Source organism: Escherichia marmotae (assembly GCF_002900365.1).
Classification (GTDB): Bacteria; Pseudomonadota; Gammaproteobacteria; order Enterobacterales; family Enterobacteriaceae; genus Escherichia; species Escherichia marmotae.
Genome location: NZ_CP025979.1, coordinates 2,363,558 through 2,378,351 on the forward strand (window position 1 = coordinate 2,363,558; position 14,794 = coordinate 2,378,351).

The window sequence follows — 14,794 nt, forward strand, 5'->3', positions numbered from 1 at the left end:
CCTGAATGATGTTTGACACTACCGAGGTGTATTATTTTTACCCGAGTCGCTAATTTTTGCCGCAAGGTGCTAAGCCGCGAGGAGAGCGAGGCTGAACAGGCAGTCGCCCGTCCACAGGTGACGGTGATCCCGCGTGAACAGCATGCTATTTCCCGCAAAGATATCAGTGAAAATGCCCTGAAGGTAATGTACAGGCTCAATAAAGCGGGATACGAAGCCTGGCTGGTTGGCGGCGGCGTGCGCGACCTGTTACTTGGCAAAAAGCCGAAAGATTTCGACGTGACCACTAACGCCACGCCTGAGCAGGTACGCAAACTATTCCGTAACTGCCGTCTGGTGGGTCGCCGTTTCCGTCTTGCTCACGTGATGTTTGGTCCGGAAATTATCGAAGTCGCAACCTTCCGTGGGCACCACGAAGGCAACGTCAGCGACCGCACGACCTCCCAGCGTGGGCAAAACGGCATGTTGCTGCGCGACAACATATTCGGCTCCATCGAAGAAGACGCCCAGCGCCGCGATTTCACCATCAACAGCCTGTATTACAGCGTCGCGGATTTTACCGTCCGTGATTACGTTGGCGGCATGAAAGATCTGAAAGACGGCGTGATTCGCCTGATTGGTAACCCGGAAACGCGCTACCGTGAAGATCCGGTACGTATGCTGCGCGCGGTACGTTTTGCCGCCAAGTTGGGTATGCGTATCAGCCCGGAAACCGCAGAACCGATCCCACGCCTGGCTACCCTGCTGAACGATATCCCACCGGCACGCCTGTTTGAAGAATCACTCAAACTTCTACAAGCAGGCTACGGTTACGAAACCTATAAATTGCTGTGTGAATATCATCTGTTCCAGCCGCTGTTCCCGACCATTACCCGTTACTTCACGGAAAATGGCGACAGCCCAATGGAGCGGATGATTGAGCAGGTACTGAAAAATACTGATACGCGTATCCATAATGATATGCGCGTTAACCCGGCGTTCCTGTTTGCCGCCATGTTCTGGTATCCACTGCTGGAGACGGCACAAAAAATCGCGCAAGAGAGCGGCCTTACCTATCACGATGCTTTCGCGCTGGCGATGAACGATGTGCTGGACGAAGCCTGCCGTTCACTGGCGATCCCGAAACGTCTGACTACGCTAACTCGCGATATCTGGCAGTTGCAGTTGCGCATGTCCCGTCGTCAGGGCAAACGTGCATGGAAACTGCTGGAGCATCCGAAATTCCGCGCCGCTTACGACCTGCTGGCACTGCGTGCAGAAGTGGAACGCAACGCTGAGCTGCAACGTCTGGCGAAATGGTGGGGTGAATTCCAGGTTTCTGCGCCACCAGATCAAAAAGGGATGCTCACCGAGCTGGATGAAGAACCAGCACAGCGCCGTCGTACTCGTCGTCCGCGCAAACGCGCACCGCGTCGCGAGGGCACCACATGACAGTGGCATATATTGCCATAGGCAGCAATCTGGCCTCTCCGCTGGAGCAGGTCAATGCTGCCGTGAAAGCACTCGGTGAAATTCCTGAAAGCCGCATTCTTGCCGTTTCTTCGTTTTACCGTACCCCTCCGCTGGGGCCACAAGATCAGCCGGATTACTTAAACGCCGCCGTGGCGCTGGAAACAACTCTCGCACCTGAAGAGTTACTCAATCACACACAGCGTATTGAATTGCAGCAAGGTCGCGTTCGTAAGGCCGAACGCTGGGGGCCGCGCACGTTAGATCTCGACATCATGCTGTTTGGTGATGCGGTGATTAACACTGAACGCCTCACTGTTCCGCACTATGATATGAAGAATCGTGGTTTTATGCTCTGGCCGCTGTTTGAGATTGCGCCAGGTCTCGTATTCCCGGATAACCACACGCTTGCCCGGTTACTGACTGATGCACAATTTCCGCGCCCTTCTCTTTGGTAATACGTGTTCTCCTGTATTAATTAGCCCTGCTTTCGCGTAATACAAAAAATACGCACAAAAAAATAATTAAAACATCCTCTAATTTAATATTATTTCCCCCGTTCGCTTTGACATCAAACTTTAATCAATTACACATGATTTTATCTTAAATGTAATTTAATTTATTCTAACAATGATAAATATTGACTTTTAAAACAATTTAGAGCCATTTAAATGAAATAGAAAGGATATATATATCTTTCATCCACTTACCCTGCCAGATTTGCCGCCAAACAATTCATCACAGAAATAAAAAGCCACACATAATATTCATTATAAAAATAATATTTAATATAGAAATGCAAATAGCCTATTAATATAAAAACAATATTTTACAAAAAAACACACTACTATTATATTGCCCATCCCGTAATTAACTTTACGTATCATTTTTTAACTCATTTAATATTTTATGGAGAATTATAATGAACAAGAAGCTTCTGGCGGTTGTTCTGGCAGCGTCCTGTTTTTCTGCTGGTAATGCAATGGCTGTGGATGGTGGTGAAATCAATATCAACGGTCTGGTTTCTGATGAAACCTGCCCGGCAACCGTTAACGGTGGCAGCAACGACGTTAACATCACCCTGAAAACCGCGAAACCAAGTGATATTGCAGCGCTGAATGACAAAGCGCTGGGTGCATACCCGGCAGCAATCAGCATCTCAGTAAACTGCTCCAATGCAGCCGCAAATAAAACGGCAACAATGAGCTTTACCTCTACTTTCCACAGCTCCACCCAGGGTACTCTGGAAAATGACAACTCCATCAGCGGCCCGGCTAAAGGTGTCAACATCGCACTTCACGATGTCTCCGCCCCCACCCCGGCACTGGTTAAAGTAAACGATCCTTCAAGCAAAATTTCTTCTCCTATCGATTCAACCAGCCATATCGCCACCTTCAGCTATATGGCGTCCTATGTGAAATCTTCTTCAACCGCAACCGTCACCAGCGGCCCGGTGAAAACCAACGCAACCTATACCCTGACTTATCAGTAATAGCGTTACCGTTGTAAAAATCACAAGGGGATGTGTTACATCCCCTGTTTCAGGATTTAGAGATGTTTCAGGGAGAGATAACATGTTGAATTATAACAAGACTATCGCTGCTATCGTTGTCGGTGCAACGCTTACGGCATTCAGCCCCATAACCCAGGCCGATATCGTTATCAACGGTACGCGCATCATCTATAAAGAAAGCGACAAAAAGATCACTGCTCGCCTGGAAAATAAAGGCTCTCGCCCATTGCTGGTGCAGTCCTGGCTTGATACCGGTGATGACAATGTAGACCCGGCTTTGATCAAAGTCCCGTTTAACGCGACCCCACCGGTCTCACGCATAGACCCGAAAAAAGGCCAAACCGTTACCATCACCTATACCGGTACGCAGGCATTACCGAAAGACAGGGAAAGTGTGTACTGGTTTAACGTGCTGGAAGTTCCACCCAAAATGCAGGCAAAAGAAGCTGAAAATAAAAATGTCCTGCAACTGGCTTTCCGTACCCGTATCAAACTGTTCTATCGCCCTGATGGATTAGCCGGTGAGCATTTCAAAGCGCCAGAGCAATTAACCTGGCGCTGGAATGGAAATAAAATAAAAGTAACGAACCCAACGCCTTATTATGTTTCCTTCTCGTCTGTCGAAGTGCAGTCGGGAAATAAAAAATATATCGTAGACGCCACAATGGTTGCACCAAAAAGCGATGCCGAATTTACAGTACAGGGTCTGAATACCTCCCCTGGCGGCGCTAAATTACACTATTCAGCTATTAGTGATTACGGCAGTGAAATAAAAGGCGAAGCAAATATGTAATCTCACGAATTACATTATCGCCAGGGTAAATATCTTGAATTAATTATTGACTGAATGATTACAGCGTCGAGCATAAGAAAAAACAGATGACTCATTGTAAACTGACACGGATTGCCGTTATTTTTGCCTGCATTTATGGCCATGCTGCCAATGCGGCAGAAAGTATTGAATACGATCCCAGCTTCCTGATGGGGAGTTCTGCCCAGGGGATTGACCTGTCGCGTTATTCCGACGGTAACCCTGCTATGCCCGGCAGCTATGACGTAAAAGTCTACGTCAATGAAAGTGCCGCAACGAGCATGACCGTAGAACTTATTGATACCGGCAAGAAAAGTGCCGACGCCTGTATTTCTCGTAAAATGCTCAATCAGTTGCATATTAAACAGCCGGATCTCAAAGACGGAGAGGCTGTATTACGCAAAGGCGAAGCGGAAGCTGATGATTGTCTCGATCTGGCGCGGGCGATCCCACAGTCAGAAGTCTATTTCGATACTAACGATCAGAAGTTGGATATCACGGTTCCGCAGATCTGGATCCTCAGTAATTATCAGGGATATATCGACCCGTCATTATGGGAAGACGGCATCAGTGCCGCCATGTTGTCCTACCGTATGAACGGCTGGCGCAACACGCGCCGGGGTGATGAAACTCAGTCGTTCTATACTGCGCTCAACGCAGGGCTTAACCTCGGGAACTGGCATTTCAGAAGCAACGGTAACTATAGCTGGCAGCAGGATGTTGGCGGTAATTTTGATATCCAGAACAGCTATATGCAGCGCGAGCTGCCATTTATTCGTTCTCAACTTGTGGTCGGGGAGACCTACACCACCGGGGAAACCTTCGACTCTGTCGGCATTAAAGGCGCACGCCTGTACAGCGACGACCGCATGTTACCGCCTTCCATGACCAGTTTTGCCCCGGTGATCCGCGGCGTGGCAAACAGTAACGCCAAAGTCACCATCACCCAGGGCGGCTATAAAATTTACGAAGGAACCGTACCGCCTGGCGAATTCGCCATTGATGACATCATGCCTTCTGGCTACGGCAATGATCTGGTGGTCACCATTGAAGAAGCCGACGGTTCACGGCGGACATTCTCACAACCGTTCTCCTCGGTTATGCAGATGCTGCGTCCGGGCGTCGGGCGTTGGGATCTCAGCGGCGGGCAAATCGTTCGCGACGATTTGCGCGAAGACTATAACTTGCTGCAAGGGTCATTCTACTACGGTATCAACAACACCTTCACCGGCTATACGGGTATCCAGTTCACCGATGCTGACTTTATGGCCGTGCTGCTGGGGCTGGGCGTAAACACCAGCATCGGCGCAGTATCGCTGGACGTCACTCAGTCGAAGGCGAATATCTACAACGATCAAACCTACACCGGGCAAAGCTATCGTATTTCGTGGAACAAAATGTTCAGTGCCACCAATACCTCACTAAACCTGGCCGCCTATCGCTATTCCACCAGTAATTACCTGGGGCTGAACGATGCCCTGACGTTACAGGATGATGCCAGACACAGCTCACCAGACGAGCAACGCACAATGGGGAATTATCAGCGTACCCGCAATCAGTTCACTATCAGTCTCAACCAGCCGCTGATGTTCGAGGAGGTCGATTATGGCTCGTTTTATCTTAATGGTAGTTGGACGGATTACTGGAGCGGAAGCCATAGCCAGAGCACGTACTCCATGGGCTACAGCAAAGGGACAAGTTGGGGAACCTGGAGTGCCACAGTACAACGCACCTGGAATGAAGACGGCGATCAGGATGACAGTTTCTATCTGAGTTTCAGCATTCCGCTGGAAAAATTACTGGGCGGTAAACATCGCGACAGCGGCTTCCAGTATCTCGACAGCCGTATGAGCACTGACTTTAACGGCAGCCATCGTTTGAGCGCCAGCGCCAACGGCAGCAGCGGCGATGGAAAATATAACTACAGCGTGAATACCAATTACTCCACCAATAAGCAGAGTTCCAATCTGGCAGATATTGGCGGTTATCTCAGCTATGAATCGCAATGGGGTACATGGTCTGGCTCAGCATCGGCTGACACTGACCACAGCCGTCAGCTCTCTCTCAGCACCGATGGCGGCTTTGTCCTGCACGGTGGCGGGCTGACGTATACCAATCACAGCTTTAGCGATACCGATACGCTTGTCCTGGTGAAAGCCCCTGGAGCGCATGGCGCACGAATCAACTACAGCAGTAACACCATTGACCGTTGGGGTTATGGCGTCGCCACGTCCGCCTCTCCGTATCGGGAAAACAACATCACGCTCGATATTCAGGAGCTGGAAAACGACGTAGAGCTTAAGAGCACCAGTTCACAAACGGTTCCGCGCTACGGGGCAATTACCATGACCAGTTTCGAAACCGATCAGGGCCGCTCAGCGATGATCTCGATGCGTCGTAGCGATGGCGAACCTCTGCCATTTGCCGCCAATATCACCAATGAGCAAGGGCAGTCTCTGGGCTACATCGGCCAGAACAACCAGGCCTTTGTACGCGGTATCGAAGATAACGGCGTGTTGCGGGTGAACTGGTCCGATAAGGACAACGTTTCACAGTACTGCATCGCGCGCTATCAGGTTCCGGCATCCGCTGCTGACCAGCGCGGCAACCAGACCCTGTCACTGGATAACGTACTCTGTACGGTATCTGCAACTCACTAAAATCCGCGAGATATGGATAACCTATGACACGGAAAAATATTCCTCTGGCACTTGCCGTGCTGACGCTCTCAGCCTCGGCACTGGCCGTTGATGTCGACGTTAAATTCAGGGCCGATATTATACAGCCGACCTGTGATATCAAACTGGAAGGAACCGGTACGTCTAAAACCGGCACTGACGCCTATAAGCTGGTCATTCCTGATATCAGGCTCGACCAGTTACGCGCGAAAAGTGCCGAAACGGTAGGCGAATTTACCTTAAAAACGGAAAACTGTACGGGCAGCCCAAGCAAAATCGTTTCTACCATCATGGCAGAGAAAAAAACCAGTGCAAGCGTGAATCTGGCGATTCCCCCCGCAACGGGAGCCGGGTTAACGAACAATATCGGTGTCGGTTTCCGTCGGGCCAGTACGTCAACTGACACATTTTTTAAAGTCCAGAACGATGAAAAAATCACGTGGACTGCCAATGAAATCACCAAGGACGGGTTAAAACTGGCTGCCGTAATGCGAGAAACCCAGGCTGATAAGGGCACAATCGGTGATTTCAGCGCCAAAGTCACGTTTAACTTCACCTATGAATAACGGGGTAGCACAATGAAAAAAACAACTTTAGCCTGCTACGTCGTCAGCGCCATGGCATGCTTCAGCATTGGGATGAATACCGCCAATGCCACCACGGATTCCCTGGATCTTACCGTCGTGACAAAAATCACAGCGGGAACCTGTAGCGCCGAACTACAGGAAAACTCAAAGACAGTTACCGACATTGATTTTCAGGATGTTTTCATCCCGGAAGTGATCAGCGGAAACAAAGCAAAATCATTCAATCTGATACTCAACAACTGCGCAGCAACGTCCAAAGCTGAGTTCACATTGAAACCGGCCAGTGGTTCAACCTGTGACGGGGGAGAAGCATTTGCCAACTCCTCCGTTGCAACCCCGAAAGCAGCAGCGGTCGCCGTTGAAGTCTGGGGGTCAGCCAATGCTGGAAGCGGCACACAACTGAAGTGTAAAACCGCCAACGCGTTCCCGGTCACAATAGTCGGCAATAGCGTGACCGTGCCGCTCAGCGCACGTCTGGTTCTCGAAAGCGGTAAGGCTAACGCGGACATCACTGCCGGTGAGTTTTCCAGCCAGGCAGTATTTGATATTACCTATAAGTGATTTACAGCGCAGCCTGTGTAAAAGGGACGTTATGAAAAAGCACGGTTTATCTACCACTCTTATCATTGTTGCTGCGCTATTTAGTGCCAGTACATTGGCTGATGTGAGTGTCGACTTTAACGCAAAAGTGCTGAGCACCACCTGCACGGTATCCGTTAGCAACAGCGGGACGGTCGATTTAGGTACGGTGAGCCTGGGTTACTTCGCCAGAGGCATTACAGCGGAGCAATATTTTTCAGGGGGTCAGGAATTCTTTATCCATTTGTATAACTGTTCCGGGAGTGCCCCAACAGGGACTACAAATTTGCATCTGGATTTCAAACCTAAAAGCGGCGCTTTTGCAGCAGGCTCGCAACAAATTTTTCCGAATGAGGAAAGTAATGGTGCCAAAAATGTTGGCGTGGTGATTTTCTCAACGCACGATCGCAGCAATATGTTTAACGTCTGGTCTCCAGCGGGTATTTCACGGTCGACATACACGGTGAATGCACAGGGTCTGAATAATTCGACCTGGGCTTTTTATACCCGAATGCAAAAAATTGATGATATTGCCTCTGTCACTGCCGGGAAAGTGGCAACCAGTGTACTGGTAGATACTTGGTACGATTAATTCAATGGAATGAAAGATAAAGAGTGGATTCAGATGATCATTAACAAACTGAGTAAAACAGTAATTAGCCTGGTATTATTGATCAGCACAGGCACTGTATTTTCAACATGGGCGGGAACACGTATTAGCTACGGCGAACCAAATGATGATGGTAATGTTATAATCAATATTTTTCCGAATGGAACACAACCCGCTTCTGCTGGGCAGCCCGCACCAGGATTGATTAAGCCGTTAGGCGTATCCATGATATCGAACTCCACATCCAATATGATTTACTGTTATTTTGGCGACGCGTCCAGCGGAGATCAATCCAATTCGGAGATTTACCATAACCTGATTAACTCAGGCAAACAGTATGATGGCAAGCCCTTATTTAATACAACGATACAAGGCGTCTATGTGTCGGTCGAAATCCTTAATTTCAGTAGCCCTGGCATTACATTTGGCATAGGAGCGGAACACAGCCTCCTTGCTGATGGAACCCATAGAGATGAATTCTCGGGCCATGTTGTCGACCCATCACAATGTACAGGCTATCAACAACTCACTTTCCAGGTGAGAACCACCTATTACCTCGGCAGCGACTATCAGAGCCGTATATATACTGGTGGCGGCGCTTCTGGCGACTACGATTCATTTAAGGCGGAGATTGACAGTAACAGTACCCTTGATACCCGTGGTTTCGCTTCAACAAATTCCCCCGGTTTTAGCATCAGAAGCAGTACCCAGGGACAAGGGTATTATTTAGTGGTTGAGTTTAGAAACCTTGGTCTGATGATTACGGCCCCAACCTGTTATGCCGATGCCGTTGCAGGTACAAATGTTAAAGGCAACACCGTCGATTTTGGCAATGTTTTAACTTCGGATATTAGTAACGGGACCAGTAATTCCAAACGTCAGTTCCAGATAGCATTAAAAGACTGTGTGGGGATTGGAAGCATAATAACGAAACTATCCACCACAAAGACCGGGAACAGCGTCAGGCTATTGGGCAACCAACAGATAAACAATGCAGCCGGAGGAATTGGGGTAAAAATTACCGGCCTGAACGATGCCGTGACCGGTAAAGCGGAACAGCTTTATCCTAACAATCCATATTCCGTTTATACGGAATATGAGTCGGCGACAACCCCCGACGGTTGGATTGACATTAATGCCATTGATGTGACGCACCCTGGGGTCGAACATATCCTGGATTTCGAAGCGCAACTGGTTCCCGATTTCGTGCAGGATCAACCCACCCCGGTGATCACCGCAGGCGCATTTGAAGCCACGGGCACATTCTCCATGACTTATCCCTAATATTACATACTGCCAGGTGCTCACTGCGTCTGGCAGTAAGCGGTTTGTGCCACAAAACTACACTGATAAATTAAAAAATCATAACTCTATATCATTTCTATTATATTAATAAATGATGTTAGCTACGCAAAAGGGAACCAGCATTATGCTGATTAAATCTTACTATCACTAAATATCAAATACTCATGCAATGAGTGTTTGCAATGGAGTGCGTATGAAAACTACTCTACAATTTGTTATTTTTACCATTCTTCTATTTGTTAATTGTGTCTGTAACGCAACCGTCGATTTTATTGTTGGCGCAGGACCTGACGGCGTACCGCCGGAGAGAGATGGCCGTGCAAACTTCCAGTATTCTGGGAGCAATAATAACCTGGTATTTTACCGCCCAACTCAACTCGGTCCGACTGGGGTACAATTACGCTGGCCTAATCAGGATACCCATGACAGTGGCAGTGTATATTGTACAGCACATTCCAGTGCTACTGGCGGCCCTATCACTGTCAGAAATAAAATGGTTGATTCAGGGCTCGTTTACGGGGGACATAAATTATTCAAAACATCCGTTCCAGGACTGTATTATACATTAAAAATATCAACCATATGGACAGCTTATAATACAACCGCTGACGTCCCGGATATATTTATAGGGGACGCACCAACACAAACTTTCCACTTTAGATTCCATGACGCCGATCTGCAACGAGCCTGTGAGCAACGGGATGGCAGGTGGACTCCAAAATTTTTTAGAATAGGTGGAATTTTTCAAGACTTTACTGTTGAATTTTATTCAGATACGACATTTAACCCTACAGCCAGCCAAAAAATAACATTACTCAGCAGCAGCGATTACCTTTACAGTTTTAAGGCCGAGAATGCGGGTGGAACGGTTCAAGGGTACAGTGGGAATATCTTTTTTAACTTTAATTTAGCGAATGTCACCTTATCACTTCCGACCTGTTTTTCCTCAGTGATTACAGGAAAAACAGTCAATGGAACGACTGTTGAACTTGGCAGCTATACAACCGGTCAGATCAAAAATGGTGCAACTCCAGTACCTTTTCAAATAGCCCTACAAAACTGTATTCGTGTGCAAAATATTGAAACCAAAATGTCCTCTGGAAACATTGGGGTGCAAAACAAAAAATTAATCACTAATACGTTGACTGGTTCCAATGCCGCAGAAGGCGTCGGTGTTCTGATCGAAGGGTTAAAAAACCGTGTGAGTGAAAAAATGGTTCTCGAACCTAACGTGGGAACCTCTGTGTATAAAGCATATGAAGATGAAATCGATACTTCAGGTGGCATCTACCCAGGCAAAGGCCAGGGAACAACGCAGGTACTTGAATTTCAGGCAACATTGCAACAAGACGGAAACGAAGCTATCAAGGGAGGCGCTTTCGAGGCCACCAGCAGATTCCAGATAACTTATCCTTGATAGACAGGCCAGATTGCTGGAAAAGCGTTCGTTGTTACACGCCGGATGTGACGCGGACACTTTATCCAGCCTATGAAATCGTGAAAAAAATTCAATAAATTGTGACACACCATATGAGCCTGATAAGCGTAGCGCATCAGGCAATTTTGCGTTCGTCATCAGTCTCAAGTCATATCATCACTTAACTGGTGATATGAGCGTACCGAAATGATTGCCCCACCCGATATGGCTGCTAGAATGCCAATAATTGCACTTTAGCCATCAGGATACGTTATGAAACCGACGACTATTTCGCAGCTTCAAAAATACAAGCAGGAAAAAAAACGCTTCGCGACCATTACCGCTTACGACTACAGCTTCGCCAAATTGTTTGCTGACGAAGGCCTTAACGTGATGCTGGTAGGTGACTCGCTAGGTATGACCGTTCAGGGACATGATTCCACCCTTCCCGTAACAGTTGAAGATATCGCCTATCACACCGCCGCCGTGCGTCGCGGTGCGCCAAACTGCCTGCTTTTGGCCGATCTCCCCTTTATGGCTTATGCCACGCCGGAACAGGCATTTGAAAATGCTGCCAGGGTAATGCGTGCCGGAGCCAATATGGTCAAAATTGAAGGCGGTGCATGGCTGGCAGAAACGGTACAAATGCTGACAGAACGTGCCGTGCCGGTATGTGGTCACTTAGGCTTAACGCCACAGTCCGTGAATATTTTTGGTGGCTACAAAGTGCAGGGGCGTGGTGATGAGGCTGGCGACCAATTACTCAGCGATGCGTTAGCACTAGAAGCCGCAGGTGCGCAATTGCTGGTACTGGAGTGTGTACCCGTTGAGCTGGCAAAACGCATTACCGAGGCACTGGCGATCCCCGTCATTGGCATTGGTGCGGGTAACGTCACTGACGGACAGATCCTCGTGATGCACGACGCATTCGGCATTACCGGTGGTCACATTCCTAAATTCGCCAAAAATTTCCTCGCTGAAACGGGCGACATCCGTGCTGCGGTGCGGCAGTATATGGCTGAAGTGGAGTCCGGCGTCTATCCGGGCGAAGAACACAGTTTCCATTAAGGAGTGACGTTGTGTTAATTATCGAAACCCTGCCGCTGCTGCGTCAGCAAATTCGCCGCCTGCGTATGGAAGGCAAGCGCGTGGCACTGGTGCCCACTATGGGTAACCTGCATGATGGCCATATGAAACTGGTCGACGAAGCCAAAGCCCGCGCCGATGTGGTGGTGGTTAGCATTTTCGTTAACCCAATGCAGTTCGACCGCCCGGAAGATCTGGCGCGCTACCCGCGCACCTTGCAGGAAGATTGCGAGAAGTTAAACAAGCGTAAAGTGGATTTGGTCTTTGCGCCATCGGTAAAAGAGATCTACCCGAACGGAACAGAAACCCACACCTATGTTGATGTTCCCGGCCTTTCCACTATGCTGGAAGGCGCCAGCCGCCCGGGACATTTCCGTGGCGTGTCGACCATCGTCAGCAAGCTGTTCAACCTGGTCCAGCCAGACATCGCCTGCTTCGGAGAAAAGGATTTTCAGCAACTGGCGCTGATCCGCAAAATGGTCGCTGATATGGGCTTTGATATTGAGATTGTCGGCGTGCCGATTATGCGCGCGAAAGACGGCCTTGCGCTCAGCTCCCGTAACGGTTATCTGACGGCAGAACAACGCAAAATTGCACCAGGTCTGTACAAAGTTTTAAGTTCGATTGCTGACAAATTGCAGGCTGGAGAGCGGGATCTCGATGAAATTATCGCCATTGCTGGGCAAGAGTTGAATGAAAAAGGCTTCCGCGCCGATGATATTCAGATTCGCGATGCCGACACGTTGCTGGAAGTCACTGAAAAAAGCAAACGGGCAGTGATTCTGATTGCCGCCTGGCTTGGCGATGCTCGCCTGATCGACAATAAAATGGTCGAACTGGCGTAATACTTAACTGGCGCTACGGCTGATAGCGCCAATTATTAATTGCCACGTAATCTGTCATAACACAGGTAACTTAGTTAAGGTTAATTAGCTTATCAATCTCTGTAAGTGGTAAATTTGCCAACCCTGCAACATCCTCACGAAGCATTCCTTTACTCAGAAGACGCTGGGCGAATTCCTGTCTTACTTCCTGTCTTACCTTCTGGAGTCCCTCTTTATATCCCTTCTGAAATCCCTTCTCTTCAAACCACTGCGCCAACGTCTGCCTGGTTTCTCTCCGTGTCTTTATGTCCATAGGTTCCCTTAATTATCTGGTCAGTTAATAATAATCATTATCTGGCTATAACTGATAATGCCGGCAACTTAGTTAATTAGCTTATCAAGCTCAGCAAGAGATAAATTCGTCATCTCTGCAACGTCTTCCCGAGACATCCCTTTACTCAGAAAACGCTGGGCGAATTCTTGCCTTTCCTCCTGTCTTCCCTGCTGAATCCCCTTCTCAATTCCCTTCTCTTCAAACCACTGCGCCAGCGTCATCATAGACTCCCCTCCCGTTTCCCTGTCTCTCACCACACCGTAAAACAAATCCGCTTGTTCAGTATGACCGCGTTGCAGCATATAGTTTTGCATGGCAACTAACTGACTTCCGCTAGTGTACCCTTCGTCAATCAGCGTGACCAGTTGCTCCAGCAATAACATTAAGTCGCGCTGGCGAATATGTTTTTGCAGCAGTTCGAGAATCGCAATCCGCCGATGTTTCATGATTTCATCATCTGGCGTGATGGTGATATCCACCAGCGGGAAAGGATTGTTATAGACACGTCGCGCCAGCTCCGGTGAGTAAAACATATCAAACCAGCACATCGAGAGTGGGTAAGGCGTGGCCTCGCCCTGATAAAACAGAATCGGCACCACCAGCGGCAGCTTATCGTGGTCCGCTTCCAGATGTCGGTGCATGGCGGCAATAGAGTAGCGCATCATGCGAAAGGCCATTTTTTTGTCCGGCTTGCTTTGATGTTCAATCACAACATGCAGATAGCCGGGATTACCCAGCATTTGCACAGAATAGAGTACGTCAGTGCTATGCCCTTTCAGGCTTTCTTCGATAAAACTCCCCGACTCAAGATGCAGCGTGTCGAGATCACACAGCTCGCGTAATTCCGCTGGCAAATGTATCTCCAGGAAATCGCGGGCCGTTTCCGCATGCATTAAAAATTGTTTAAAAACCGCGTCATGCGGAGTGGTACTTGGTGCGTCCATCTTCCCTGTCTTCCATGTTGGCTTGCGTGAAGGCAGTATCCAGTCAATGTATACCGTCGTCAGCCGTCTCTTTATTGTTTACCGAGCAGCGTTCAGAGAAATTTCAATCGGTTACAGGAGTTGCATAGCGGGCTTCGGCGCGGCACGCAAACTCCCGCTGTAAATGGCCTCAGATGAGTAGACACTAAACAAAAATCGGGCAATACTGCGTGAGAATTTTCTCAAGGCAGGCATCGCCTGCTTCGTTAACGACAGGGTAGAAAGGTAGAAGTTATGATTCGCACGATGCTGCAGGGCAAACTCCACCGCGTGAAAGTGACTCATGCGGACCTGCACTATGAAGGTTCTTGCGCCATTGACCAGGATTTTCTTGACGCAGCAGGTATTCTCGAAAACGAAGCCATCGATATCTGGAATGTCACCAACGGCAAGCGTTTCTCCACCTACGCTATCGCGGCAGAACGCGGTTCGAGAATTATTTCTGTCAACGGTGCGGCGGCCCACTGCGCCAGCGTCGGTGATATTGTGATCATCGCCAGCTTCGTCACCATGCCGGATGAAGAAGCCCGTACCTGGCGGCCAAACGTCGCCTACTTTGAAGGCGACAACGAAATGAAACGTACCGCAAAAGCCATTCCGGTACAGGTTGCCTGAGTA

The 14,794-nt window shown here is 48.7% G+C and carries 15 protein-coding genes; 13 read left to right on the forward strand and 2 right to left on the reverse strand.

What is annotated here, in order from left to right:
* Nucleotides 1-33 precede the first annotated feature (33 nt).
* From pcnB to panC, 12 genes are all read left to right on the forward strand, one after another.
* The gene (gene pcnB / locus C1192_RS12230) at nucleotides 34-1,431 is read left to right on the forward strand and encodes a polynucleotide adenylyltransferase PcnB (RefSeq protein WP_206196644.1); all 1,398 of its coding nucleotides are present in this window, start codon (nucleotides 34-36) and stop codon (nucleotides 1,429-1,431) included.
* The gene (gene folK / locus C1192_RS12235; RefSeq protein ID WP_000215161.1) at nucleotides 1,428-1,907 is read left to right on the forward strand and encodes a 2-amino-4-hydroxy-6-hydroxymethyldihydropteridine diphosphokinase; all 480 of its coding nucleotides are present in this window, start codon (nucleotides 1,428-1,430) and stop codon (nucleotides 1,905-1,907) included. The genes pcnB and folK overlap by 4 nt, the downstream gene beginning before the upstream one ends.
* A gap of 464 nt (nucleotides 1,908-2,371) precedes the next feature.
* Nucleotides 2,372-2,941: a fimbrial protein gene (locus tag C1192_RS12240; protein WP_038354974.1), complete on the forward strand. Its 570-nt coding sequence runs from the start codon at nucleotides 2,372-2,374 to the stop codon at nucleotides 2,939-2,941.
* 82 nt (nucleotides 2,942-3,023) lie between these two features.
* Nucleotides 3,024-3,755 (forward strand): fimbrial chaperone, encoded by a 732-nt coding sequence (locus tag C1192_RS12245; protein WP_052463032.1) that lies wholly within the window; start codon nucleotides 3,024-3,026, stop codon nucleotides 3,753-3,755.
* 86 nt (nucleotides 3,756-3,841) lie between these two features.
* Nucleotides 3,842-6,433, forward strand: coding sequence for an outer membrane usher protein (locus C1192_RS12250; RefSeq protein WP_038354973.1), 2,592 nt, complete (start codon nucleotides 3,842-3,844; stop codon nucleotides 6,431-6,433).
* Between the two features lie 23 nt (nucleotides 6,434-6,456).
* The gene (locus C1192_RS12255; RefSeq protein ID WP_038354972.1) at nucleotides 6,457-7,017 is read left to right on the forward strand and encodes a fimbrial protein; all 561 of its coding nucleotides are present in this window, start codon (nucleotides 6,457-6,459) and stop codon (nucleotides 7,015-7,017) included.
* 12 nt (nucleotides 7,018-7,029) lie between these two features.
* Complete coding sequence (locus C1192_RS12260) at nucleotides 7,030-7,599, forward strand: fimbrial protein (RefSeq protein ID WP_038354971.1); 570 nt, start codon at nucleotides 7,030-7,032, stop codon at nucleotides 7,597-7,599.
* A gap of 31 nt (nucleotides 7,600-7,630) precedes the next feature.
* The gene (locus tag C1192_RS12265; RefSeq protein ID WP_038354970.1) at nucleotides 7,631-8,209 is read left to right on the forward strand and encodes a fimbrial-like protein; all 579 of its coding nucleotides are present in this window, start codon (nucleotides 7,631-7,633) and stop codon (nucleotides 8,207-8,209) included.
* A gap of 9 nt (nucleotides 8,210-8,218) precedes the next feature.
* On the forward strand, nucleotides 8,219-9,511 hold the full coding sequence (locus C1192_RS12270; RefSeq protein WP_038354969.1) for a fimbrial protein: 1,293 nt from the start codon (nucleotides 8,219-8,221) through the stop codon (nucleotides 9,509-9,511).
* Between the two features lie 214 nt (nucleotides 9,512-9,725).
* Nucleotides 9,726-10,949 (forward strand): fimbrial-like adhesin, encoded by a 1,224-nt coding sequence (locus C1192_RS12275; RefSeq protein WP_038354968.1) that lies wholly within the window; start codon nucleotides 9,726-9,728, stop codon nucleotides 10,947-10,949.
* 273 nt (nucleotides 10,950-11,222) lie between these two features.
* Nucleotides 11,223-12,017 (forward strand): 3-methyl-2-oxobutanoate hydroxymethyltransferase, encoded by a 795-nt coding sequence (gene panB / locus C1192_RS12280; RefSeq protein WP_038354967.1) that lies wholly within the window; start codon nucleotides 11,223-11,225, stop codon nucleotides 12,015-12,017.
* An 11-nt stretch (nucleotides 12,018-12,028) separates the two neighbouring features.
* A complete protein-coding gene (gene panC / locus C1192_RS12285) occupies nucleotides 12,029-12,880 on the forward strand; it encodes a pantoate--beta-alanine ligase (protein ID WP_000905373.1) in 852 nt (283 codons plus the stop codon).
* Between the two features lie 70 nt (nucleotides 12,881-12,950).
* Here the strand turns inward: panC and C1192_RS12290 are convergent, their stop codons facing one another.
* Together C1192_RS12290 and rpnC are read right to left on the reverse strand one after the other, a co-directional pair.
* Nucleotides 12,951-13,172 (reverse strand): RpnC/YadD family protein, encoded by a 222-nt coding sequence (locus C1192_RS12290; protein ID WP_038354966.1) that lies wholly within the window; start codon nucleotides 13,170-13,172, stop codon nucleotides 12,951-12,953.
* 68 nt (nucleotides 13,173-13,240) lie between these two features.
* The gene (rpnC, locus tag C1192_RS12295; protein WP_000339936.1) at nucleotides 13,241-14,137 is read right to left on the reverse strand and encodes a recombination-promoting nuclease RpnC; all 897 of its coding nucleotides are present in this window, start codon (nucleotides 14,135-14,137) and stop codon (nucleotides 13,241-13,243) included.
* Nucleotides 14,138-14,410: 273 nt separating this feature from the next.
* Between rpnC and panD the strand changes: the two genes are divergently transcribed.
* Entirely contained in the window at nucleotides 14,411-14,791 is a 381-nt protein-coding gene (panD, locus tag C1192_RS12310) for an aspartate 1-decarboxylase (RefSeq protein ID WP_000621515.1), read from the forward strand.
* Nucleotides 14,792-14,794: the final 3 nt, after the last annotated feature.

Bases quoted from the DNA above. Each gene is read 5' to 3' on its own strand.
- folK (WP_000215161.1), top strand. From the start codon at position 1,428: ATGACAGTGGCATATATTGCCATAGGCAGCAATCTGGCCTCTCCGCTG.
- C1192_RS12240 (WP_038354974.1), top strand. From the start codon at position 2,372: ATGAACAAGAAGCTTCTGGCGGTTGTTCTGGCAGCGTCCTGTTTTTCT.
- C1192_RS12245 (WP_052463032.1), top strand. From the start codon at position 3,024: ATGTTGAATTATAACAAGACTATCGCTGCTATCGTTGTCGGTGCAACG.
- C1192_RS12250 (WP_038354973.1), top strand. From the start codon at position 3,842: ATGACTCATTGTAAACTGACACGGATTGCCGTTATTTTTGCCTGCATT.
- C1192_RS12255 (WP_038354972.1), top strand. From the start codon at position 6,457: ATGACACGGAAAAATATTCCTCTGGCACTTGCCGTGCTGACGCTCTCA.
- C1192_RS12260 (WP_038354971.1), top strand. From the start codon at position 7,030: ATGAAAAAAACAACTTTAGCCTGCTACGTCGTCAGCGCCATGGCATGC.
- C1192_RS12265 (WP_038354970.1), top strand. From the start codon at position 7,631: ATGAAAAAGCACGGTTTATCTACCACTCTTATCATTGTTGCTGCGCTA.
- C1192_RS12270 (WP_038354969.1), top strand. From the start codon at position 8,219: ATGAAAGATAAAGAGTGGATTCAGATGATCATTAACAAACTGAGTAAA.
- C1192_RS12275 (WP_038354968.1), top strand. From the start codon at position 9,726: ATGAAAACTACTCTACAATTTGTTATTTTTACCATTCTTCTATTTGTT.
- panB (WP_038354967.1), top strand. From the start codon at position 11,223: ATGAAACCGACGACTATTTCGCAGCTTCAAAAATACAAGCAGGAAAAA.
- C1192_RS12290 (WP_038354966.1), bottom strand. From the start codon at position 13,172: ATGGACATAAAGACACGGAGAGAAACCAGGCAGACGTTGGCGCAGTGG.
- rpnC (WP_000339936.1), bottom strand. From the start codon at position 14,137: ATGGACGCACCAAGTACCACTCCGCATGACGCGGTTTTTAAACAATTT.
- panD (WP_000621515.1), top strand. From the start codon at position 14,411: ATGATTCGCACGATGCTGCAGGGCAAACTCCACCGCGTGAAAGTGACT.